Genomic DNA, 23219 nt, shown 5'->3' on the forward strand with positions numbered 1-23219 from the left:
TGCATCTTTACTTTATCTCTAAATTTTTGTACGACTAACATAGTAAAAATTGATAGGCAAAAAAAAAGAGGGGTTTTTTTTAAAACCCCTCTTTTTTTTAAAACAAAATAATTATATCACTACTCTAATCGCACTCACCCCCACCACATGGATTAAAATCTACGATAGGCTTAATAATACAATGAATTAATACACACATAATTGCACTAGTAAGTATTTCAGGTTGTGTCACACCTTCAGCAACCGTTCTTACTGCAGGATTGATAAAATAACCTACTGATTCTGGCAATTTATCGCATATATTCGCTACATAATCAAGATTATAACCTTTTTTATTTAACGTTTCAGAACTTTTGCGAATGCCATAATTAATAGCAAGATGACCCATTCCTTCGATAAACACACTCGCGGATTCTACTTCTTCTTTTTTTTCCTTTTTTATTATGAGCCCATTACACAAATATCCAATGGTTTCAATTCCAGCCCTTTGTAATGACGCATCTTTTTCACACAATTGGCTTGCTGCAGCCATACCAACAAATGTCAATCCTGATAACCTAATACCTTTTCCAAATTTCATGTAACTAGAATCCTCCGGACCTGCGACTGCGTTGCCAGCAAATACTATCACAGCAACTACTAAAACACGAGAAATTGTACGAAATATATTCATAAACGACCCTTTAAAGTGTAAAAAAATAGATAACTTTCACCTACACAATCCTAATCATTTCATTATAGAAATCAAGTGTTAAAAATAAAAATGCCGCCCATCAGACAAATAGTTCTAATTGAAACAAATGCAACTATTTTCTTGCATCTTTACTTTGTCTCTAAATTTTTGTACGACTAACATAATAAAAAAAAAGTTGAATGATTAATTAAAGGAGAATAATGAAGCAGATTAAGAATATTTATTACGCATCTATTGCAAGCACACTTTTACTAACATCTCAATCATATGGCAACCTCATTACCACTGAGATTTCTTATGGAGAGTTTATTGATAAAATTACCATTTTAACCATTAAATCAGAACGTATGACCAATCCAGAAAAATTAAGAAATGTATTAATTGAACTTGAAACATTACAAAAAACCTACGCAAAATATATTGGCAACCGATCTGATGTCCTAGTTTTACAAAAAAAATTAAAAAGAACTAATGAAGTATTATGGGATATTGAAGATGCAATTCGCATCAAAGAACGTAATAAAGAATTTTATGACGATGAATTCATTGAGCTTGCGCGCAACGTTTACATAACCAACGATCAACGTTACCAGATAAAAAGAGAAATCGACTCACTCCTTGGTTCTCGCATCACCGAAGAAAAGTCATATGAGGAATTTGTTTAACTTGAATAAATCGTCGCGCATTATAAACTATTATAATATTCATTACTTTATATAAGTGCCAACAGGATAAAAATAATGCGCGATTCCTTCAATAATTTTCTCCACAACAACCTCAATGAATCTCAAAAAAAAGCGGTTCATCATGAACATGGTGCAGTTCTTGTTATAGCTGGCGCCGGTTCGGGAAAAACACGAGTAATCACCGCCCGCATTACCCATCTTATTCTTAATAAGAACATACATGCTTCATCAATTGTCGCGCTTACATTCACTAATAAAGCTGCGACTGAAATGAAGGAGCGCATTACTTCATTTTTAGGCAATCAAGTCAATCTACCTTTTATTGGTACATTTCACTCATACTGTGTACAATTTTTAAAAAAACATCAGGAATACTTATCTAATCCCTTTTTTTCCATAATAGACACTGACGACCAGCATAAAATGATTGGTGGCATTTTACAACGTAATGGACTACAAAAACAATTTACCCCGAAGAATGTTGCATATCAAATATCTCAACTAAAAAATCATACCAATAATCCCGATCAACCGGCAACAGAATACCTACAACATCAAACATTAGTTGATATTTTTAACGCATATGAAACGGAAAAAAAAGCTTCTAAAGCATTAGACTTTGATGATCTACTGCTTGAAACATTGCGGTTGTTAAAAAAAAACAATGTAATAAAAAACAGATTTCAAGAAAAAATTCGACATGTGTTAGTTGATGAATACCAAGACACCAACCTAGTACAACATGAATTACTCAAAGAAATGGGGCTAAGTGACAACGTACTTGCAATAGATTCTGTATGCGCTGTGGGCGATGAAGATCAATCTATTTATTCATGGCGCGGTGCAACAGTCACTAACATGGCTAATTTTAAATCAGTGTTTCCGGATACTCATATTATTACCATTGAGCAAAATTATCGTTCAGTACAACAAATATTAACAATTGCTAACAACAGCATAGAAAACAATAGCAGCAGAACTCCAAAAAAATTATGGTCGGAAAAACAAGGCACTAATAGAGTTTACAAACTTACATGTCTCACTGAATACCAAGAAGCGCGAGCAATTTCACAATTATTGTTGGTAGCAAAAGAAAAATATGGCCTTAATAATGTTGGTATATTGTATCGAACACACACGCAGTCGCGAGCTCTTGAAGAAGCACTTCTGAAAGATTCAATCCCTTATCGCATTATCGGTGGAATCCAGTTTTATGAGCGTAAAGAAATAAAAGATCTGCTCGCATATCTTAAAATTATCGCTAATCCGTTTGATCGTACGTCTTTTTTTCGAATCATTAATGTTCCTGCGCGTGGATTTGGTGATAAATTTGAAGAACTATTTTATACACACTGGAATAATGAGCCATTTGCAACCTGGCAAGATATAATTCAACAGTTAACCTCAAACAATAATTTAGGTAAAACAAAAACAGATGCTTTACAATCATTTGCCGCTATTTTACAAGGCCTTGAACCAATGAATTTGACAAGCAAAGCACTTGATCAAATTATTATACGCGCCGGTTATCTCAGCTACATCAAAAACAATGACGAACCACAAGAAGCACAAGCTCGACTCGATAACATCAAAGAACTTTTAGATGCTGTAGATCATTTTGAGTCAAATGGTACCACCACTATCACTGCATTTCTTGATGAAGTTGCGCTTATGCAAGATAAAATGAATAAACAAAATAGAGATACTCATGCAGTTTCTCTCATGAGCCTTCACGCAGCAAAAGGATTAGAATTTGACCTGGTAATTTTACCAGGGGTAGAAGAAGGAATAATACCAACAACACGGTCCTTAAACTTTAATGATGCACTCGAAGAAGAACGACGACTTTTTTATGTTGGTATAACTCGAGCTAAGGAACATCTACTTATTTGCTATACAAAAAATCGTTATTCATACGGTAAAATGACTGATCAACTACCTTCACGTTTTTTACATGAAATACCAGCGCAGCTACTTCCACACGAAGACTGTTCTTACTGGGGATTACCGCAAATACATCAATTTTGTGCTGATTGGTTAGGATCAAAAATAAAAAAAAAATCAGAAGTTTATATTCCCTTCTTCTCCAAAACTTTAGAGAGAAAACCATTTCCTAAGATGTCAGAAGATACAGCATCATTCGCTAGTGCTTTAGAGAACGATTCCTTAAAAGCAGGAAAATCATTGACTCCATCAACGTGGAAAAAAAATCAACCAGTCAAACATCAAAAATATGGTATCGGAACAATTCAAGATATTGAAGAAAAATCAACGGGTGAGACCCATTTAATTATCAAATTCAAAACAGGACCAAAAAAAATAGTTGCTCAGTTTGTACAGCGATTATAAAAGAAAAACATTAACATGAATAAACCATCATTATATCTAAATTTGTGTACTGAATTTTTTGATCTTGATAAACCCGCAGCACCTGCTGAAGAATATGCTTTTTACCGCTACTATGTTGCGCGATCACAAGGTCCCATTTTAGAACCAATGTGTGGAACTGGGCGTTATCTTATCCCACTCGTGGAAGAAGGGTTTACCGTAGAAGGTTTTGATGCTTCACCATTTATGCTTAAAGCACTACATACCAAATGTGCACAAAAAAATATCACACCTCATGTATGGGAACAATTTTTAGAAGGAGTTCCTGTTACAAAACAATATAATCTTATTTTTATTCCTGATAGTTCCTTCTGTCTATTTTTAAATCCTGCGCATATAAAAATGTGTCTACAAAAGATATATAATCTTCTCGAAAACAACGGGACCTTTGTTTTTGATATTGAAACTATATATGCCGTACCAGCTCTCACTGGTGTATGGCAAGGAAAGGCATATAAAAAACCGGATGGAACAACGCTTATTGCAAGCAACTTACCACTACCGATAGAAAACTCGGTTGCAACCGTTATTTGTCGCTATGAACTCATGGATAAAACTAATATCATGCAAACGGAAATGGAATATTTTCAGATCAAACTTTATTATCCAACGGAAATGGATGTATTACTTAAAGAAGTTGGTTTTTCGCATATAAAAAAAATAGAAGCCTATAATCTGACATCATCACCGTCCGCACAAGATTATACTATTGTTTATGAATGTATAAAGTAAATTATGAAAAATATATTTAAACTTCCTGCCTATGTTGGCATCATTCTCAGCCAAAACCACAAAGTTTTATTGGTACAACGCCATAATACAGATTGGATGTCAGGTTACTGGAATTTTCCTGGTGGATTGCTGGAAGAAAATGAAACACTAACATCTGCAGCTGCGCGAGAAATACATGAAGAGGTTAATGTCATTGTAGATCCGGCTGATTTTACACTAGCACATGTTATTCATGTACGCGCAAACAACAAAAATACACAAGATATTATCGGCATTTATTTTATAGCACATTCATGGCATGGCACACCAATTAATAATGAGCCTCACCGACATAGTGATATGAAATGGTTTGATAGTAATCAATTACCCAACAATGTCACTGAACATGCTATTTTAGTCATACAACAAATGACAACTGACAAAAAATATTCAGAAAATGGTTGAAACTAAAATAACTGATACACAAAGCTCAACTCAAAATTTTTATATCAATTTTTTCTTCATTTAAATATATTTCTGCGATAATGCATGCTTCTGTTTTATCAACTACACAATGCTCAGTAAAGCGTATCAATGAGTCTTTTGTTGAGCGCAACAAGAAAACGCAGATATAATTAGTAAGATTAGTGTTTTCTTGTATTTCACGTTATAAATTTTTTGTTAAAAAATCTATTAGATGAAACAGTGGATACAATGATAGTGCACGTAGTATCCCACAATCCTTTGCTATATCTATATAAAAAAAGGACGACATCATTATTAATATTGAACTGAACTCAATAAGCAAAAAAGGTAGCATTCGATGCGAGAAAACTCTCAACGTATTAATGTATATATTTTTTAACCAGTCATACATACTATTTTTTGTATATTTTATAATATGTTCCATTACTGCATGTATATTTCCGTCACTTGTTTCTATTAGAATAACACAATTATTTTGAGCCGTAGGAATTATATGCATTGCATTGCACGTTGATGAATCAGAAAGTAATTTATAGGAATCTGATTGATTTATCTCACCTACATATATTTGATGTCGTCTGTTCTTTTTTTCACAATTAATTTGTTCATACGTATTGACTATATGTATTACTATTTGATTCTCAGAAATAGGTTTAATTTGTAATATCTCAGAATTTATTAATGAACCTAAATCTTGAGACACGCCAGGCAAAAGGAATTTTTTTTTTAAAAATGACCGTAATACAAGAGGTGCTTGCTTATTTTGATTAAGAAGCATTTTTTTAAGTTGCTGAGCAGAAAAAAGTGAATGTTCTACTTCAAAAGGATCTACACTGTGTCTATGATAATCGCATATATCAGGCATATTATTTTTTATCATTGTTACATGGTTGCATTCTTGATTATTAAGATCATCTAATTGTTGTTGTAAGTCATATCTAACTTGATCTACTGTCGTTAAATTAATATTCTTCTGCGTATTATAAACCATATCATAATTTGCTGCTTTACATTCTGCACATCTTGGAGAAATAGGAGCAGTATCCTTTTTACAACAATGTTGTGTCTTCGTTTTACAATAATCCAAAGCGCATGCTAGTAACAGATCATTGTATGAACTAAGCCAATTAATGTTCGCACTTGAATTTGGGAACAAAGATATAATTTTATTTTGTGCAAGATCAACCATATTGGCAATAAATATCTGACCATTGTTTAATCCAAAGCATAATAAATTTTCTTTATGATTAAAAACAAATGAAAAAAATTTTTCTGTACACTGTACTGTTTTAAATTCATTTTCTTTAATAGAAATACCATTTCTTGGCCATGTTGTTATATTGCCTTCTGATGAAACAACTACAAGATGAGATAACGAACTATCAATGGTATGAATACTATCATGGACAGATAGTATTGGGGAAAGTGTTTGTACTATTTTTGCTGCATATTCATGCATGCCTAACTTAAAAATATTTATTAAATTACTATAATCCCATGATTGTTTAATAATATGGATCTTTTTATCATGACCAACAACACCTATATCTACATCAAGCATATGTAATGGCTGACTATTTTCATTAAACGCTGAAAAGGGAAGTTTTTTTCCCACATCGCCTTCTTGCAATTCTGATATTTGTTTTAACGGGGTATTAATACCAGTTTCAATATTAAGTATCGATAGAGGATTTTGAGCAAGGATTAATCCATTTATATTCTTTTCTTCAAAATATCCAGAAAAATAAAAAAATATTTTTGTACCATCAGGTGAACTGTTACTCACAAAATATTTTCCATCGCTCCTGGTGCCTACTTGACATCCTTTAATTTTTTATTGCTTTTAAAAAATTGAGGATTTAATATTTCATATTTTGTTGTTGTATAATTAACAGGTGTCCTTTTAATTTCCATTGCAGAAACAAAAAGAGACATACACATGGACCCAAAAATGAAACATATACGACTCAAAGTTTACTTTCTTCTATTTCCTGCCATGCATGTTGTTTATCTAAGAAATTTTTAACCTTAACCCATTTACCGGGTTCGATATTTTTATATTGCTCAAAGAAGTGCTTAATTAAATTTTTGGTAGCATGCGTAAGATCATCGAGATTTTGAACATTTGCATAAAAAGGATCTACTTTTTCAGTAGCTACTGCAATAATTTTATTATCAATACCCGCTTCATCTTCCATTTCCAACATTCCAATAACACGTGATGGTAAAACAGAGCCTGCTTGCACCGGATACGTCGAAATAACGAGCACATCAACAGGATCACCATCTTTTGATTGTGTGTCTGGTAAATAGCCATAATTAAACGGATAACCCATAGCCGTATACATAAAACGGTCAACAACAAGCATACCGGTTTCTTTATCTACCTCATATTTGACCATGGAACTTTTAGGAATTTCTATTAAAACATTAATATCGTGCATACGCTCAACCTCATAAATCGTAAATCTAATAAAAAAATGAATTGTATAATAACTAAGAAAATTATAGCAAAAAATTAATAGTAATTCCATTAAGTAAACAATTGATACCTTTGAATAATCAAAAATTATTTTTTAATTTTTATGTCGCTGATGATATTGGACCACTATGTTTATATAGGAGGAATAATAATGGGCATAGAGATACCATACATACCATATCATTTGCTCCGCGATAACAAGTAAAAAGAGGTATCAAACATAAGCTCAATAAAATAAATCTCCTTCGATTCTCTGAAAACCACCTTAATCCATTATTATATTGATGTTTAAACCAACTATAATGATTATTTTTTATATACTTTGTAATAAAATCCATCAGCACATAACTATCCTGTGTGTTTTTTAAAACAATAAAACCCTGAGGAACTGTAGGAACTATATGCGCTACATTACAATTTTGTATATCTTCAACTAATGTATAGTTTTGTGGATTATATATTTCACCTCTATATATATAATGATTTATTGTATTCTTAACTTCACTACATATATGTAAAACTATTTCATTCTCAGAAATAAGCTCTATTTGTGATACCTTAGAATTAATAAATTGACTAGTACTATCACATGAATACTTCAACGCTGAATAATACGATGGCATAAGTAATTCTTTATTTAAAAATGGTTGTCCTATGCAGGATACTTTCCTATCTTCATTAAGATTTTTTTTAATTTCTTTAATAGAAAAAAGTGAATGACCTATATCAAAAGGATTTTCAATATGTTTATGATAATCACATACATCAATCATATTTTTTTTAATAGATGTTATATGTTCACATTCTCTATTGTTAAGATCAGTTAATTGTTTTTTTAAATCTTCCTGTAGTTGATCTAATTGCATCAAATCAATAGTCTGTTGTTTTTTATAAATATTCTCATAATTTATTGTTTTACATTGTTCACAGACTGGAGAAATAATTTCAATATCTTTCTTACAACAATACTCTGTTTTCTTGGCACAATAACTTACATCAGCTGCTAGCAAAAGATCGTTATAAGAACTCAGCACATTAATGTTAATACGTGAATCAGGAAATAAAGATACAATTTTATTTTGTGCAAGATTAGCTAGATCAACTATAAACAACTTACCATTCTGTAAGCCAAGACATAACAAATTTTCTGTATAATTAAGTACATATGAAAAAAACTTTTCATTGCACTGTACTGTTTTTAGTTCGTTTTCTTTAACAAAAATACCATTTTTAGGCCACGTTATTACATACCCTTGCGATGAAACAACTACAAGATGATATGGTGAACTATCAATGGTATAAATAGTATCCTCTTGCTTTAATATCTTTAGAGAAAGCGTCTGTATTGTTTTTGTTGCACATTCACGCATACCTCGTTCAAAAATATTAAAAAGATACAAATAATCCCATGCCTTTTGAAAAATATAAATCTTTTTATCGTGATCAATTACACCGGTATCTGCATCAAGCATATGTAATGAAAAGCTACTATTCTTTGACGCATCCTTTTTATAGATTTCCTGTAATTCTGGCATCAGCTTTAGAGGTGTATTAATACCAGTTTGTATATCAAGTATTGAAAAAGCATTTTCGGAAAGCCCCTCTTTTTTAATATATCCAGAACAACCCATAAGAACATGTATACCATTATGATTATTACTAACATACATACCATAATTCTTACCTTTATGTATAAAATTACAACATCCATTTATAGTAAGATTTAAATAATGAGGATTTAATACCTCATATCTCGTCGCTGTATAATCACGCTTTGTAATTTCCATACCAGTAAGAGATATGCATACAAACATACAAATAAAATATAGGTGATTCATACCATGGCATTTTCTTCTATTTTGGTCATATGCTCTCTTGCGATCAAAAATATTTAATTAATAAAATTATATAATCTGTAAAGAAATTGTATCAAAAATTAATAATAGTTCAATTCAATTGGTATGCGAAAAGTCCATAAATAATACTTGTTTGTACAACAAACAAGAAAAAAAGTAATTTGCATGATATAATTAAATTAAAATAAGTTACACCTGGTGCACAATATAGTGAAAAATATCGCAATACCTTATTATATTTATTTTTCATCCAGCTATAATCAACATGTCTTGTATATTTTATGATACGATGCATTAAAGAATGTATATATTTTTTCCCATATTCTATTAGAACAACAAAGTTATCAGAAGTTGTACGAATAATATGCATTGCGATATCCCCCTCTCTACTTAGAATCAATGCCCACGCAGAAAGTTCATTTATATTTCCTTTATAGATTTGATGATTTTGATACTTTTTCTTACCGTCACCACTGGTTTTTTCATATAAATCTCGTAGGTATATTACTACATTATCAGGAGAAATGAATTCAATTTTTAATATCTCAGAATTTATTGAAATAGCATATTGCAAACCATAATTTTTATACTGAACTTCTTGCGCGTGCAAATAATTCAATAATTCTTTATTTAAAAATGGCTGCAATGTAGGATACATTTGTTCATTTTTATCAAGTGTTTCTTTGAGTACTTGAGCAGAAAAAAGTGAATGCTCTATATCAAAAGGATTTTCCATATTTTTATGATAATCACATGCATCAATCATATTTTTTTTTAATAGATGTTACATGTATACATTCTTTATTGTTAAGAACAGTTAATTGTTTCTCTAAATCTTCCTGTAGTTGGTCTAAGTGCATCAAATCAATAGTCTGCTGTTTACCATAAACATCATTATAATTTCTTTTTTTACATTCTTCACATGTTGGAGAAATAATAGCAGTATCTTTTTTACAACAATACTCTGTCTTGTTGGCACAATAACTTACAGCAACTGCTAGCAAAAGATCATTATAAGAACTTAGCAAATTAATTTTAATACGTGAATCAGGAAATAAAGATACAATTTTATTTCTTGTAAGATCAGCTAAATCAACTATAAATAATTTACCATTCTCTAAGCCGAGACATAACAAATTTTCTTTATGATTCAGCACGCATGAAAAAAATTTTTCTCCACACTGCATTGTTTTTAATTTACTTTCATCAATAATTATACCATTTTTTGGCCATGTTATAATATGGCCTTGTAATGAAACAACTACAAGATGAGATCGTGAACTATCAACGGTATGAATACTATCATCATCAAGAATTTTTGAAGAAAGTGTCTGTACTATTTTTGCAAGAGGTTCAATTATATTTCCCTTAAGTGTCTTAAACTCAAAGCTATTTTGAACAATAAAAATCTTTTTATTATACCCAATTACACCGGTATCTGCATCAAGCATATGCAGTGGCCGACTGTTATTATTTAACCTCACAGTACTAGCCTCAACACAGCGTTCTTCTAATTCTGGGATCTGTTTAAATGGCGTATTAATGCCCGTTTCAATATCCAGCATTGATAAAGGATTTTGCGCAAGAAGTAATGGATCGTAGGCATGAGCAGGCTCTTTAAAGTATCCAAAAAAACAAACAATAATTTTTGTACCACCAGTAACAGAACTATTGCTAACAAAGTATTGTCCATGACTTTCAGTGTCCACAGGATAATTTCCTGGAAAGCGCTTATCACTACGAAAACATTGAGGACGTAGTATATTATATTTTATTATTTTATAATCAGAATTTGTGTGCTTAGTTTCCATTCCAAAAAGCGATATACTGATAGACAGAAAAATTAAATTTATAAAATACAAGTTCCGCTTCCTCTTATTTTCTTCTATATGTTCTCTTTATTCAAAAAAAATTTTATAATTACTCAATAAATTACATAATTTCTAAATAAAACGTATCAAAAAATTAATAATAGTTCAATTCAATTGATATCCGAGGAACCCGTAAATAAATAGCCTATTCATGCAAAATTTAACTAGCAAGGTAGTGCATTTAGAACTTTAAAAAGTAACGCTTATTAATTTGCAAACCCATAAAATTCTTCTGCAGATGTTAACTCATTGTTTCGTCTAATTTTGTCCATTAATATCGTACGTATAGGTATGCCTTTAGCTTCAGGACGTTTTGCACGAAATTGCTCATAAAGGAAATGTTCTATTCCTTTGTTTTCTTCATGTAATATTTCATGCATTTTTCTCGCTTCCATATAATAGGCATCTCTATATTGAAGGTAGGCATGAGGATTAGTAGCGAGATTATGAAAAGCTTCTTTTTCTCGTTCTAAATCTTTTTTGTCATAAAAGAGATAAGTTTTAGCATTTTCTACTTGCCTTTCGTCTAATAGCCCATCATATTCGTCAATATTAAAATCATTCAAAATAGATAGTTGCTCATTACAGTGACATATTTTAGCATCAAGTTCTTTTTCTTTATTCTTGGCTGATTCGCGGATTATTTTTGTTAGGGGCTTAAGAATAGTTTTTTTATAATCCATTTCTAGGCGCCAATTTTTATACCAATCTGATAATTTTGCTATTACACTAGACGATTCCGCGCAGTAGCCCGTTGTTGCATTTGTCAGGGTCATTATAATTGCTAAATATGTTATTTTCTTCATTTTATATCCTGTCATTAAAAGAAACAAATATTATCAATATATCCTAATAGTAACACATAAGGGCACGGCTGACAAGAAGAAAAATACAGTTGCTACGTTGATTTTTTTTGTCTGCAAAAAAAGTATTGCAAAGGTATAATTGCATAAAAAACAATTATTTCTTATATAATCTTTTATTTAACCTACGCTAAAGACATGGTAATCAAAAACTATTTTTACCTTCCAGCTCTTCTATTAAGTTGCTAGCTTCTTTCCAACTAAGCAATCTACCCATACTAGTACTTTGTGTATAATCACCGCCATATACAATGTATCCTGCTGTTGGATCTGTTGTAGCCAATTTATTCCATTTAGTAAGACCGGTAAAAAAATCATTCGTTGCTGTATGACCAGATTTGGTTTCAATCGGAATTAGCGTATTACCAATATTTGCTAAACAGTCAACTTCAATATACCCATTATTATCTCTCCAAAAATACAATGGGGGGCGACGCCCTATATTAAAATATTGTTTATGCAAATCAGATATAATAAAAGATTCAAAAAGAGGACCTCGAAAAGGACTAACACCAAGCTGAGCTGGTGAACTAATATCTAATAAAGAACATGCAAGGCCTGTATCATAAAAATATAATTTTGGCATTTTTGTTGCGCGTTTTTTAAAATTTTCCCAGTAAGGTTTTAGTGTAAAAACAACATAACTTGCTTCCAAAATTGAAATCCAACTCTCTACCGTTTTACGGTGAATTCCACAGTTAGTAGCAATATCTGCAACATTCAGAAGCTGGCCAACTCTTCCAGCACATAGCTGCATAAATTTTTGATATGTTCTCAAATTTTCTACTTTAATCAGTTGCCGAACATCGCGTTCAAGATATGAATGTATGTACGGTGGATATAATTCAAGTGGAGAAAAATTTTCTGCATAAAGGCGTGGATATCCGCCATTAAATATTACTTCGTTAACATTGTCTGGCAATGCATTATTATCTTTTAATTCTTTAATTGAAAGAGGCAATAGTGTAACAATACCAACACGGCCCGCTAGAGATTGAGACACTGCTTGATTCATTAAAAAATTTTGCGATCCAGTAAGAACAAAATATCCTGGTCTTTTTTTCTCATCAGATTCAACCTGTATATAAGAAAGAATTTCTGGCGCATATTGAAATTCATCTAAAATAATACCATATTCATTTTCATTTTCACGTAAAAACAATACCGGATCTTTAATTGCCAATTCTCGTATATGTGGACTTTCAAGATTAAGAAAACGGTGATTTTTAAAAAAAGATCTAGCCAATGTTGTTTTTCCCGATTGGCGAGGCCCTAAAATAGCGACCACAGGAAATTTTGCAAAACGCGACAATATTTTCTCTAAATCCCGTCTAAACATTTTCACATCTCCTAAAAATTTTTATGTTAAATGTATAATCAAGTATAAGTTTAACATAAAAATTATGCCAAAAATAGGATTTAATAAAAATTTTCATGCTAAACTGACAATTGAATGTAATTTTAGCATGAAAAAATCGGCTTCTGAACAAATTAATCTCTTTGAAAAATCAATAATACCATTGCTATAAAACTTATTATTGCAGCATATATAAGACCAGCAAGAGGTGAAATAAAACTCCACAATGCTCCCACTATTAAACTTGAAAGCAAATCACCTACTCCATCGATAGATTGCAACAATCCTAATCCTACCCCACGAGTTTGCTCGGGCAAAATATACGATGCATGAGCTTTTTCTAATGCCTTAACCGTACCTGCGCTTAACCCAGCACATCCAAAACAGAGCAACCAAAACCATATAGGTGTTACGTGTACCATAAAGCCAAGAGTTGTTATGCCAAAGGCACCAAAACCAAAAACTGCCAATAACATTTTTCTATTCACATAATCACTTAAAGTTCCCATACCAAATTCACTGAATGCTCGTATAACATTAAAAAACGCATATAATAAAACCCCATGCGTGGTCGCTATTAAAAAAGAATGTTCTTGTCCAAAAATTTCCTGAACGCGATATATAAGTAAAGTTTGATTAAAATTACCAACACCGAATAAAAACATTATCCATGCAAAAGAGATAAAATCAGAAGGCAATACTTTTACCTGTTCAATAAAATGCACATCGTGCATTACCATTGTTTCTCGTTTTTCTTCATGAGTTAGAAACATTATAGAAAGAACAGAAAAAATAGCTGGAATAGCTGAAAAAAGAAAAACAGATGTCAATGAAAAATTAATTTTTAATAAAAAAAATGTCGTTAATGGACCAACAAGTGCTCCTAACGTATCCAAAGACCGTTGTAGTCCAAAAACTCGCCCATACAAATTCCTCGGAACAATCTTAGCAATCCACGTGTCACGCATTGGTTCCCTAATCCCCTTTGCAAGCCATGCAATTGTTTTATAAACAAAAATAAATATAATCGATTGTACCGTACCAATCAATGCAAGACAAACACCCGAAATACCATATCCAGCAATCAAAAATGGTTTATAAAAAGGAACTCTGTCTGCAAGGTAACCCGATAATAATTTAGTAATCGTTGCTCCTGCATCAGCAAAGCCCTGAATAAATCCCAATGCAAATGGTGCATAGGTTCCACTTACTAACTGTGTAATAAACATAGGCAAAATTGCAGTACCCATCTCATGGCACCAATCACCAAAAAAGCTGGCCGAACAAAAACCAATAATATTTTTATTCAACCAACTTTTCATATATTTCCAAACATTAATAATAAACGTGTTTATACCTTCTATCAGGTATGTACATAATAATCTTATACAAAATCAAGTAATTTTTTCATTTTATAATGCGCATAAAACCAAAGAACTATAGTAAAACTACACAATGCTATGCAACAAACTTCCCATGGCAAACAGCCTTCTGCTCCCAATAACGCCGCACGCACTCCTTCCATAATAAAAATAATAGGATTACATAAAAGTGCATATGCTAAGGGCGCTGAAAGTTTATACATTGACGCCCATGAAAATTGAAAACCACCCATAAACCATAATGGAAAAATAAAACGTGACCAAGCGTTTCGTATTTTTGCCATACTACCAACATGCGCAGTAACCGCTATAGTAAATACACCATAAAAAATATTTGCTAACACAATAATAACAGCAAACTTAATACATGATATATTAGCAATATTAAAGCTTGTAGAGAAAATTAATGCATTAAATAAAAACATTGCACAACTTAATAAAATACCTACCAACGCATACGAACAAACCATACTCAACAAAACTACGGTTGAACTTGCAGGCAATGTTAAATAATAACCAATTGAACGATCACCTTCAAAATCCATAATACTTTTCACCGTATTACCATATACCTCAAAAAGACCTACCGTTCCAATGACTGTTGCGAGTTGAAAGGCACCAAAACTGCTCGCCAATCCAAATGATTGCATGAGATACCCCATAACAACTAATTGGCAAAAACCCCAAATACACAGATTAATAAATTGATTAAAAAGCTGCTGACGTGCAATATAAAAATTAGTTGCAACTAATTTGTAAAAAATATCGGCAAAACGAAATAAACCGTTATTCATTATTTTTCCTTATCTGTCTTAGATGCATCGTCGGACATAATCGCTATAAATACATCCTCAAGATTATTCATTTTAAAATCAGCTTTTAAATTATCCGGCGTATCTATTAATTTAATAAGTCCAGCATCAAGTACACAAACTCGATCTGATAATTGCTCTGCTTCATCAAGATAATGTGTTGTTAAAATTACCGTAACACCTATTTTTTTTAAATCCTTAATCTGTTGCCATAATTGTCTTCTAATATGCGGATCAAGACCAACCGTTGGTTCATCTAAAATTACTAGTTGCGGATTATGCATCAATGCGCGTGCAATCATAAAACGTTGCTTATAACCCCCCGATAACACTGTAGCTTTTTGATTCATATATTCCCGCAAACCAAATCGATCCACTAACAATGCAAGACGCGTATCGATCTGTTCCGGTGTCATTTGATAATAACTTGCCGACAATCGCAAGTTTTGTTCCAACGTCAACGCTGGATTTAAATTTGGCCGTTGAGGACAAAAACCAATTGTATACCGATATGTGGTAACATCGGAATAGATTGATACACCATTATACTCAATGTCACCCTCTGTTGGTGGATGTAATGTTGCAACGATAGACGATAACGTAGTTTTACCCGCACCATTAACGCCAAGAAGACCTAAAATTTCACCCTTATAAATATCAAGAGAAATACCTTTAAGAGCTTCTTTTGTGGCATATGTCTTTTTTATATTTTTGATTTTTAATAAAACATTATTCATCTAAATTCCTTATGAATTTATATATATGACCTATAGCACAATGTAGCTAGGCAAAATAAAAATATTTTTAATAGAAACACCCATCACATAGATTATTACAATCTTATGAAAAAGTTATTGAATCCGGCATGTTATGATTGACATGATAAAAATCTCGTGGCCCGAAATTATTATGACATTATTTATAATAATATCAAACCACACACCGACGTCAAGAAACAAAAATAATAAAAACTAAAGACTCCAAACATATATTATGTTAGAGCACAAAGGAATATTCATGAAACAATTAAACTGCTTTTTTTTACTTATATACTCTATTGTATCATTACATAGCATGGAATCACAAAAATCTATTACACCGTACCAATCCTCGCATCTCTCTATTCAAAAATTAAAACAAGATTGTGAATATCTTAAAACTTTCTTATCAAACACTCACTGTAGACTTTTATCATCTCATTATCATAATTCACTTACCCAAAAACATTACATCATTCTCTATGCGTACGATCAAAGTTATGATCAACTCACTTCTCTTGCCAATTCACATAACTTTAGTCTCCCTCTAAATAACAAAAAATATTCTGTTTTAGGCATTGCAGCCCTTACTCCACATAAAATACCCTTTTCTGAACAAAAAGAATTTATGCAAAAATTATTGATACTTGGCTATACTCCAACATGCTCGGATAAAGACATTGCGTTTATTAAAAAATGGGAAAAAACTCCGTGGAATAAGATGGCACTTTTTCATTATGCAAACCAAGATCAAAACAATTGTATATTAAGGTTACCAACCGAACTAACACAATTTATCGCGCTACTGATATTTTCAGCAGAAGAATCACTTTTTTAAAAATATGGATATATTACAAAAAAATCCTTATAAGGAAAATATAAAAAATTATGGAGTAAATTGCTCTAATCGATAGATATCAAGATCTTTTTCAATATCTTCTACTTTTTTTATCATTAGTTCAAAACCATCTTCTCCAAAAAGTTCATGTTCGCGATCTTCAAATATTTTACTCATATTTTTAAATTCTGATTCAGTCATTAGCGAGCGTACTTGGGGAAACAGAACTGTATCTTCTCGTGCTTCATGAGGTCGATACATTCTAATAAATTTTTGTAATAAATTTTTTATGAGCTTTCTCGTTTTTTGATCCAAAGGTTTATTCTCTATGGATAGTTTTTGTAATTGAGCGGTAATTTCACGACCCTTATTATGTTGAGCTTTTAAAGTTTTTACAAGTTTTATTTCTTTTTTATGCTTTTCAAAAAGTGGAAATATGTAATCTTCTTCAAGTTTTTCATGATAATTTTCAATAAACGATCTAATAATCTCTACAGCATTATTAAGAACGATAATTGAAAAATTAGTATTATTGTCAATTCTCTTAACAATTTCTTCATAAATTAAGAGAATACGATTTAAAAGACCATGTTCTCGCATTAAATCTTCAGTTAACGGAATCTCAGATTCTTCTTGTATGTTCATAGGCAAACTCTTTTTATCAGCACACAAATAGGGTTGATTAATTGTTCCAATAAAAAAAAGTATTGAAAAATATTTTTTTTGTAAAAAATTCCTCATTACTTTTTTCCTTATACAATATAAAAATCATGTTATTTAACTATATAGTAGGTGAATGAACTTAAGCAATGATTAGAATTTTTATTATTTATAGTTAAGACAATAAACTATTGTCATAAAGAAAATAATCGCTACAAACCCCAAACATAAATTGTTTTAGATCCCACATGTTCTATTCGATGGTATATTTTTTCATCCCATGTTTTTTCTAGATTACCATCAAAAACAACTAAATGCCCTTCAGTTGCATTGGAAATATCCATATATTCAGCCGTTTGCTGCAACCCTTCAGTTAATGTCTTGCTGCTGCGTTTTACCTTTAATTCAATAACAATTTTTTGATCATGCCAATGCAAAAGTAAATCAACTCGTTTGCGATCCAGGGCATATTCACGATGAAGGGTACCTCCATCATTAATTACACGCTGCAAAAACGCCATGAGCAACAAATGTGGTCCTGACTCTTTGTACTGAAAATCTGCAAGCCATGTTGCTGAATTTTCACGGTAAAATTCCGTAAATTTCGTTAATAATTTTTGCATATTTAATGACCTATCAAGATTTTGATAAAATAAGGCTGATTCTCTAATACGTTCTTGTGTAGTCTGTGTAAGTGCTCGTGGAATAATTTCTTGATAAATAGGATTAGCAATATCAAAACTATGCAACTTTATTAACCCTAAATCTCTGACATATTGAACATCGTCAAAAGGAAATATTTTTAAATCACTCTGCGCACCAATAATAGCATCAATAATATAACGAACACGTGGTTCTTCCAATTTATGAACAAGCTGATCAATGTGCGTATCACATCGCTTAATGAGTGTTTCTTTTGCATGATCAATAACATTTTTAGTGATTGGTATAGTACGATCGATGACATCTTCAAAACATGCTTGATACGCAAGTGCATTAACAAGCCATGGTTGACCTTGCGTTAAATAATATGCATGTTCAATTGCTTCATCAGTAAATTGTTGGCCAGTTTCATCCGAATGTTGAAGATACAACATTCGTGTTTGCTTTAGAGAAAAATCAGGCAAGGTAAGGCTTTCAGCTTTTATATTAAACGCGCTACCACCCAACACCATATTGTGTTCAGCTTCTGACCAAATACGATAATCACGCACATCACGAACTCCCAATAAACAAACCGATTGAGGAAACGCTATCGGACGATTAGGATACCCAGCACGTAATTGGCGCAATACTGAAATAAGCGTATCACCAATTAATGAATCTATTTCATCAATGAACACTAAAATTGGCTTATCCGATGCAATACACCAAGCTTGAAGAACTTTTTTTAAGCTACTTCCGGAAACATCTTTTAATTCTTCTTGTACAAATTCAAAAAGAGGATCTCCCGATTTCAGCAAAATAGTTGCCCACTCTCGTAATTCCTCTAAAATTATCCTCATACCCTTTTCCACATTGTCTCGTGCAATCTGAGCAGGTTCAACGTTGATATATAATACTTTATATGTGCCTTCAACATTTAATTCGTTAACAAACATTTGAATCGCGGTTGTTTTTCCGCTTTGACGTGGAGCATGTAAAATAAAATATTTTTCTTGCTCAATAAGATGTCTAAATTCAACTTCATTTAATCGATGAGGAATATAATAATGTTTTCTTGGATCAATGGGCCCGGCTGTATTAAAAAATCGCATAATACTTTTCCTTATTATTTATTCTTACACTTTATTTGTACATCCTGCGTGATGCATACTTTATATAATAACTAAGTTACTACACCCACAAAAATAGTACATGTACCTACACCATAATGATATTTTTATTTACACATTTTATTACAATAGGTCAATTGTTATCACACTTACCTTAGGAAAGGAATATCTATGAAGCAATTAAGCTACTTAGTTCTACTCCTATATTGTACTGTATCGCTGAAAAGCATGAATCCACAAAAATCTATTCAACATAATCCATGCAAACCAAACTTTATTCAACAGTTACAAAAAGAACGCGATGAACTTAAAAATTCATTACAAGATTATAATCGCTTGCTTTTATCATCTCCTTACTACAATTCACGCAAGCGCACCCGATTAGAGTATATCTTTCTGTACGCATACGATCAAAACTATAGTCGACTCACGTCTATTACTGAAGCAGATACATATTCATTAATTTTCAATAATAAAAAATACTCTGTTTTGAGTATTGCAGCACTTACTCACTACAAAAAACCTCTTTCTCAACAAAACGAATTCATACGAAAATTATTAATTCTTAATTATAATCCAACATCTGATGATAGAAATATTGCATTTATTGAAAGATGGGAAAGAATTTCGTGGAACAAAATAATACTTTTACTCTGTGCAAAAAATCATCAAGACGGTAATATATCTACTGAGTTGCCATACAAAATCATACAATTAATTACATGGTTCATGTTTACAACAGAAAAATCACTTTTTTAAAAAACTATTTTCTTGTTCTTTCACATCATACTATTAAAACACGTAAGGTAATTATGATAAATTTTTCATCCCATGTTTTCTTATCACCATTATTACAATAAACTAATTGTTATCACGCTCACATTATAAAAAGGATATTCATGAAACAATTAAGTTTAAGGTTTACTACAATCATCTCACTTGCTGTTTATTTTTTATTATTCACCTGCCGACCATCCCAATCTATGGACATGAATCCACATGGAATTAATGATCTTGCACTTGCAGATTTAATGCTACTTCAAGGAATAGTAACGGGAAGAATAGATCTCATACAATTAAGCTTACAGATGGGTGCAAATATCAATGACCGTGTCGGCACATATGAAACTCCTTTATTATGTACTGTAGTCGAACACGTTAAAAACGAAGAAATTATTAAGAAATTATTACAAAAAAAAAATGTCATTTTACACATATCAAATCCCAAAACAGGAAATACACCCCTCCATCTAGCATGCTCACGCAATCTGCCTTCCATTGTTGATGTAATCCTCAACAAAGATCCTGAAACTATATGCATACCCAATAAAAACGGACAACTACCGCTAGCAATTGCTGCAAAGTATGGTCACAAAGAATGTCTTAAATTATTACTTGCGTACAATAATGCACATATCAACCATCAAAGCTATGATGGATCTACCGCATTGCATGAAATATGTACGTACACAGAAGAAATACCAACAGATACACGATCAAACATTATCAAGCTGCTCATAGAATATGGCGCTAACACAACTATTAAAAACAATCTCCAAGCAACGCCTTTATATTCACTATTTTCGTATAATTCTGCTACATTAGATTATTTACTTGATAATGATAAAAGTATAGCTGATCAACTCATACATGCAGTCGATGAACACCACAACAATCAATTACATTTATGTGCAACGTTACAATTAATCAATAATGAATCCTTTAATAAAAGTACAAAATACTTAAAGTTTCTTATTACTCGTGACGTAAACTTGTGGTCAAGAAATAAAGATGGTAAATTACCAGTAGATCTTGCATACGATGCATTTAAAACATTATACAACAAATATACAGCAAAAAAATTGCCTTATCTCGAAAACGTTCTTAAACACCAAGAACATATCATGCATAGTTTTTTATCTATTGCATCACCATTCACGAAATATGTACTACTTAAAGCAATATCACATCAACAAAACCTCACAAAAAACATACTAGCTCTCATAGCCCTTAATTATTATACATTGAATATTGACGCCATAATTGCTGAAAAATATGTCAATAATTATACAACATACTATCATATGCCCATCGAAAAAAAGATGAAATAAAAAACAAACTCCTCAATAGGCAAAAGAATTCTGAACCATTACGCAATAGACCAATAAAACAACGACGATGCGATTTGACAGAAACACCATACATACCACGTTTAAAGGAAGGCGAAGCATCCTTTGCAACAAAAATGTGTTTTTTAGGAATAGTAAACAATACAATCTCGCAAGTGAAACTGGCAATATTTATGGGAGCTGATGTCAATTTTATTAATAAAGAAACAGAAAAATCACTTTTATGCCTTGCATGTACAAAAGAACATGAAGATATTGGTATAGAATTACTCAAACACGACGCTATAGATATAACTTCTATAGGTGATTACTCTACCGGAGATACGCCACTACACATAGCATGTAAAAAAAACTTACCTATAATAGTTGATATAATCCTCAACAAAAATCCCAATACCGCACATATATTCAACTATGAAGGCTTTCTTCCTTTACACATGGCGGCACAATATGGTCATGAAAGATGTGTTACTATAATCCTTAATAAAAACCCCCAAACAGCACATATGCGTTGCAAGAATGGAAATCTCCCTCTTCACTCAGCAATTTATAATGAACATAAAAATTGTATTGAATCACTTATTACTGCTTATAATAATAAAAATATCGACACTCAAAATTATACAATGTCTACTGCATTACACATAGCATGCGCTAAACCCTCAAACGAATCATTTGATACTAGTTATACTGTCAAAGAAATGATAGTAATAGCATGCCCTAAACCATCAGACGAATCGTTTGATATTATCAAACAACTGATAGTAAAAGGCGCGAGCACGACGATTAAAAACAATATACAGGCAACGCCACTCCTTATAATGTTCTCTTGCGTTAATTCAAATAACGAATTTAATAATTTTATTACAAAAAATCCTGGCTTTGCCAAAGAACTCATTAATGCAATTGATAAATATGGAAACAATCAACTACATTTATGTGCAACATGTCAATCTATAAATGATGATAAATTCGATCAATACTTACAATTTCTTATTTCTCATGGAGTAAATATATGGTCAAAAAATAAAGATGGTAAACTACCAGTAGATCTTGCATGCGACGCATTCACAACATTATACAATGAGTACAGAACAACAAAACTACCTTACCTAGAAAAAGCTCTTACTATACAAGAACGCGTTATGCATAGCTTTTTACGCGTCACTTCACCATACACACCTTACGCAGTATTAAGCGCATGTTTAAGCAATGTATCACTTCCTAAAGAAATAATAACTCACATAGCACATGATTATAATCAGATCAATAGTGAAACAGTCGTTGCCAAAAAATATAAAAATGACAAGACATATTATGACGATTTCATTGAAAATAAAGAAAATATAAAAAAGGAACTGCGCGATAATCCAAAAAAATTCTAGAGTTTTTTGGATTCACAAAATCTTATATCGCTCTTGTTTTTTTACGTCAGATTGTTAAAATATGTGAAAATATTTTTTTATTACAT

The 23219-nt window shown here is 31.7% G+C and carries 21 protein-coding genes; 8 read left to right on the forward strand and 13 right to left on the reverse strand.

Annotated elements, in window-relative coordinates; translation table 11 throughout:
* Nucleotides 1-124: 124 nt before the first annotated feature.
* Complete coding sequence (locus VLB80_04570; GenBank protein HSC25459.1) at nucleotides 125-673, reverse strand: hypothetical protein; 549 nt, start codon at nucleotides 671-673, stop codon at nucleotides 125-127.
* Nucleotides 674-894: 221 nt separating this feature from the next.
* On the opposite strand from VLB80_04570, the gene VLB80_04575 reads away from it, so the two are divergent.
* The 4 genes from VLB80_04575 to VLB80_04590 all read left to right on the forward strand — a co-directional run bounded on the left by VLB80_04575 (nucleotide 895) and on the right by VLB80_04590 (nucleotide 4944).
* Nucleotides 895-1359: a DUF6165 family protein gene (locus tag VLB80_04575; GenBank protein ID HSC25460.1), complete on the forward strand. Its 465-nt coding sequence runs from the start codon at nucleotides 895-897 to the stop codon at nucleotides 1357-1359.
* A gap of 75 nt (nucleotides 1360-1434) precedes the next feature.
* Nucleotides 1435-3729 (forward strand): UvrD-helicase domain-containing protein, encoded by a 2295-nt coding sequence (locus tag VLB80_04580; protein HSC25461.1) that lies wholly within the window; start codon nucleotides 1435-1437, stop codon nucleotides 3727-3729.
* 15 nt (nucleotides 3730-3744) lie between these two features.
* Complete coding sequence (locus VLB80_04585) at nucleotides 3745-4500, forward strand: class I SAM-dependent methyltransferase (GenBank protein ID HSC25462.1); 756 nt, start codon at nucleotides 3745-3747, stop codon at nucleotides 4498-4500.
* A 3-nt stretch (nucleotides 4501-4503) separates the two neighbouring features.
* Nucleotides 4504-4944, forward strand: a complete 441-nt coding sequence (locus VLB80_04590) for an NUDIX domain-containing protein (protein ID HSC25463.1) — start codon at nucleotides 4504-4506, stop codon at nucleotides 4942-4944.
* A gap of 202 nt (nucleotides 4945-5146) precedes the next feature.
* Here the strand turns inward: VLB80_04590 and VLB80_04595 are convergent, their stop codons facing one another.
* From VLB80_04595 to VLB80_04640, 10 genes are all read right to left on the reverse strand, one after another.
* Nucleotides 5147-6751 (reverse strand): hypothetical protein, encoded by a 1605-nt coding sequence (locus VLB80_04595; GenBank protein HSC25464.1) that lies wholly within the window; start codon nucleotides 6749-6751, stop codon nucleotides 5147-5149.
* Nucleotides 6752-6932: 181 nt separating this feature from the next.
* The gene (ppa, locus tag VLB80_04600) at nucleotides 6933-7409 is read right to left on the reverse strand and encodes an inorganic diphosphatase (GenBank protein HSC25465.1); all 477 of its coding nucleotides are present in this window, start codon (nucleotides 7407-7409) and stop codon (nucleotides 6933-6935) included.
* A gap of 139 nt (nucleotides 7410-7548) precedes the next feature.
* Nucleotides 7549-9285 carry a hypothetical protein gene (locus VLB80_04605; protein HSC25466.1) on the reverse strand — a complete coding sequence of 579 codons (1737 nt, stop codon included), beginning with the start codon at nucleotides 9283-9285 and terminating at the stop codon, nucleotides 7549-7551.
* Nucleotides 9286-9394: 109 nt separating this feature from the next.
* Entirely contained in the window at nucleotides 9395-10069 is a 675-nt protein-coding gene (locus VLB80_04610) for a hypothetical protein (protein HSC25467.1), read from the reverse strand.
* The gene (locus tag VLB80_04615) at nucleotides 10062-11114 is read right to left on the reverse strand and encodes a hypothetical protein (GenBank protein ID HSC25468.1); all 1053 of its coding nucleotides are present in this window, start codon (nucleotides 11112-11114) and stop codon (nucleotides 10062-10064) included. Before VLB80_04615 ends, VLB80_04610 begins: the two co-directional genes overlap by 8 nt.
* 266 nt (nucleotides 11115-11380) lie before the next feature.
* Nucleotides 11381-11980 (reverse strand): hypothetical protein, encoded by a 600-nt coding sequence (locus VLB80_04620; protein ID HSC25469.1) that lies wholly within the window; start codon nucleotides 11978-11980, stop codon nucleotides 11381-11383.
* Nucleotides 11981-12182: 202 nt separating this feature from the next.
* Nucleotides 12183-13376 (reverse strand): ATP-binding protein, encoded by a 1194-nt coding sequence (locus tag VLB80_04625; protein ID HSC25470.1) that lies wholly within the window; start codon nucleotides 13374-13376, stop codon nucleotides 12183-12185.
* A gap of 152 nt (nucleotides 13377-13528) precedes the next feature.
* A complete protein-coding gene (locus VLB80_04630; GenBank protein ID HSC25471.1) occupies nucleotides 13529-14716 on the reverse strand; it encodes an MFS transporter in 1188 nt (395 codons plus the stop codon).
* A 62-nt stretch (nucleotides 14717-14778) separates the two neighbouring features.
* The gene (locus VLB80_04635; protein HSC25472.1) at nucleotides 14779-15570 is read right to left on the reverse strand and encodes a hypothetical protein; all 792 of its coding nucleotides are present in this window, start codon (nucleotides 15568-15570) and stop codon (nucleotides 14779-14781) included.
* On the reverse strand, nucleotides 15570-16325 hold the full coding sequence (locus VLB80_04640; GenBank protein HSC25473.1) for an ABC transporter ATP-binding protein: 756 nt from the start codon (nucleotides 16323-16325) through the stop codon (nucleotides 15570-15572). The genes VLB80_04635 and VLB80_04640 overlap by 1 nt, the downstream gene beginning before the upstream one ends.
* 280 nt (nucleotides 16326-16605) lie before the next feature.
* On the opposite strand from VLB80_04640, the gene VLB80_04645 reads away from it, so the two are divergent.
* Nucleotides 16606-17184, forward strand: a complete 579-nt coding sequence (locus VLB80_04645; protein HSC25474.1) for a hypothetical protein — start codon at nucleotides 16606-16608, stop codon at nucleotides 17182-17184.
* Nucleotides 17185-17232: 48 nt separating this feature from the next.
* Here VLB80_04645 and VLB80_04650 read toward each other — a convergent pair whose 3' ends face one another.
* Together VLB80_04650 and VLB80_04655 are read right to left on the reverse strand one after the other, a co-directional pair.
* Nucleotides 17233-17925, reverse strand: a complete 693-nt coding sequence (locus tag VLB80_04650) for a hemerythrin domain-containing protein (GenBank protein HSC25475.1) — start codon at nucleotides 17923-17925, stop codon at nucleotides 17233-17235.
* 131 nt (nucleotides 17926-18056) lie between these two features.
* Nucleotides 18057-19601 (reverse strand): AAA-like domain-containing protein, encoded by a 1545-nt coding sequence (locus VLB80_04655; protein HSC25476.1) that lies wholly within the window; start codon nucleotides 19599-19601, stop codon nucleotides 18057-18059.
* 189 nt (nucleotides 19602-19790) lie between these two features.
* Here VLB80_04655 and VLB80_04660 point away from each other — a divergent pair, with 189 nt between their 5' ends.
* The 3 genes from VLB80_04660 (at nucleotide 19791) to VLB80_04670 (ending at nucleotide 23133) form a co-directional block, all read left to right on the forward strand.
* Nucleotides 19791-20378, forward strand: coding sequence for a hypothetical protein (locus VLB80_04660; GenBank protein ID HSC25477.1), 588 nt, complete (start codon nucleotides 19791-19793; stop codon nucleotides 20376-20378).
* A 140-nt stretch (nucleotides 20379-20518) separates the two neighbouring features.
* Nucleotides 20519-21730 (forward strand): ankyrin repeat domain-containing protein, encoded by a 1212-nt coding sequence (locus tag VLB80_04665; protein HSC25478.1) that lies wholly within the window; start codon nucleotides 20519-20521, stop codon nucleotides 21728-21730.
* A 74-nt stretch (nucleotides 21731-21804) separates the two neighbouring features.
* Nucleotides 21805-23133 carry an ankyrin repeat domain-containing protein gene (locus VLB80_04670; GenBank protein HSC25479.1) on the forward strand — a complete coding sequence of 443 codons (1329 nt, stop codon included), beginning with the start codon at nucleotides 21805-21807 and terminating at the stop codon, nucleotides 23131-23133.
* The last annotated feature ends 86 nt before the right edge of the window (nucleotides 23134-23219 follow it).

The organism is Candidatus Babeliales bacterium (assembly GCA_035455925.1).
GTDB lineage: Bacteria > Babelota > Babeliae > Babelales > Vermiphilaceae > SOIL31.

Bases quoted from the DNA above. Each gene is read 5' to 3' on its own strand.
- VLB80_04570 (HSC25459.1), bottom strand. From the start codon at position 673: ATGAATATATTTCGTACAATTTCTCGTGTTTTAGTAGTTGCTGTGATA.
- VLB80_04575 (HSC25460.1), top strand. From the start codon at position 895: ATGAAGCAGATTAAGAATATTTATTACGCATCTATTGCAAGCACACTT.
- VLB80_04580 (HSC25461.1), top strand. From the start codon at position 1,435: ATGCGCGATTCCTTCAATAATTTTCTCCACAACAACCTCAATGAATCT.
- VLB80_04585 (HSC25462.1), top strand. From the start codon at position 3,745: ATGAATAAACCATCATTATATCTAAATTTGTGTACTGAATTTTTTGAT.
- VLB80_04590 (HSC25463.1), top strand. From the start codon at position 4,504: ATGAAAAATATATTTAAACTTCCTGCCTATGTTGGCATCATTCTCAGC.
- ppa (HSC25465.1), bottom strand. From the start codon at position 7,409: ATGCACGATATTAATGTTTTAATAGAAATTCCTAAAAGTTCCATGGTC.
- VLB80_04605 (HSC25466.1), bottom strand. From the start codon at position 9,285: ATGAATCACCTATATTTTATTTGTATGTTTGTATGCATATCTCTTACT.
- VLB80_04610 (HSC25467.1), bottom strand. From the start codon at position 10,069: ATGATTGATGCATGTGATTATCATAAAAATATGGAAAATCCTTTTGAT.
- VLB80_04615 (HSC25468.1), bottom strand. From the start codon at position 11,114: ATGGAAACTAAGCACACAAATTCTGATTATAAAATAATAAAATATAAT.
- VLB80_04620 (HSC25469.1), bottom strand. From the start codon at position 11,980: ATGAAGAAAATAACATATTTAGCAATTATAATGACCCTGACAAATGCA.
- VLB80_04625 (HSC25470.1), bottom strand. From the start codon at position 13,376: ATGTTTAGACGGGATTTAGAGAAAATATTGTCGCGTTTTGCAAAATTT.
- VLB80_04630 (HSC25471.1), bottom strand. From the start codon at position 14,716: ATGAAAAGTTGGTTGAATAAAAATATTATTGGTTTTTGTTCGGCCAGC.
- VLB80_04635 (HSC25472.1), bottom strand. From the start codon at position 15,570: ATGAATAACGGTTTATTTCGTTTTGCCGATATTTTTTACAAATTAGTT.
- VLB80_04640 (HSC25473.1), bottom strand. From the start codon at position 16,325: ATGAATAATGTTTTATTAAAAATCAAAAATATAAAAAAGACATATGCC.
- VLB80_04645 (HSC25474.1), top strand. From the start codon at position 16,606: ATGAAACAATTAAACTGCTTTTTTTTACTTATATACTCTATTGTATCA.
- VLB80_04650 (HSC25475.1), bottom strand. From the start codon at position 17,925: ATGAGGAATTTTTTACAAAAAAAATATTTTTCAATACTTTTTTTTATT.
- VLB80_04655 (HSC25476.1), bottom strand. From the start codon at position 19,601: ATGCGATTTTTTAATACAGCCGGGCCCATTGATCCAAGAAAACATTAT.
- VLB80_04660 (HSC25477.1), top strand. From the start codon at position 19,791: ATGAAGCAATTAAGCTACTTAGTTCTACTCCTATATTGTACTGTATCG.
- VLB80_04665 (HSC25478.1), top strand. From the start codon at position 20,519: ATGAAACAATTAAGTTTAAGGTTTACTACAATCATCTCACTTGCTGTT.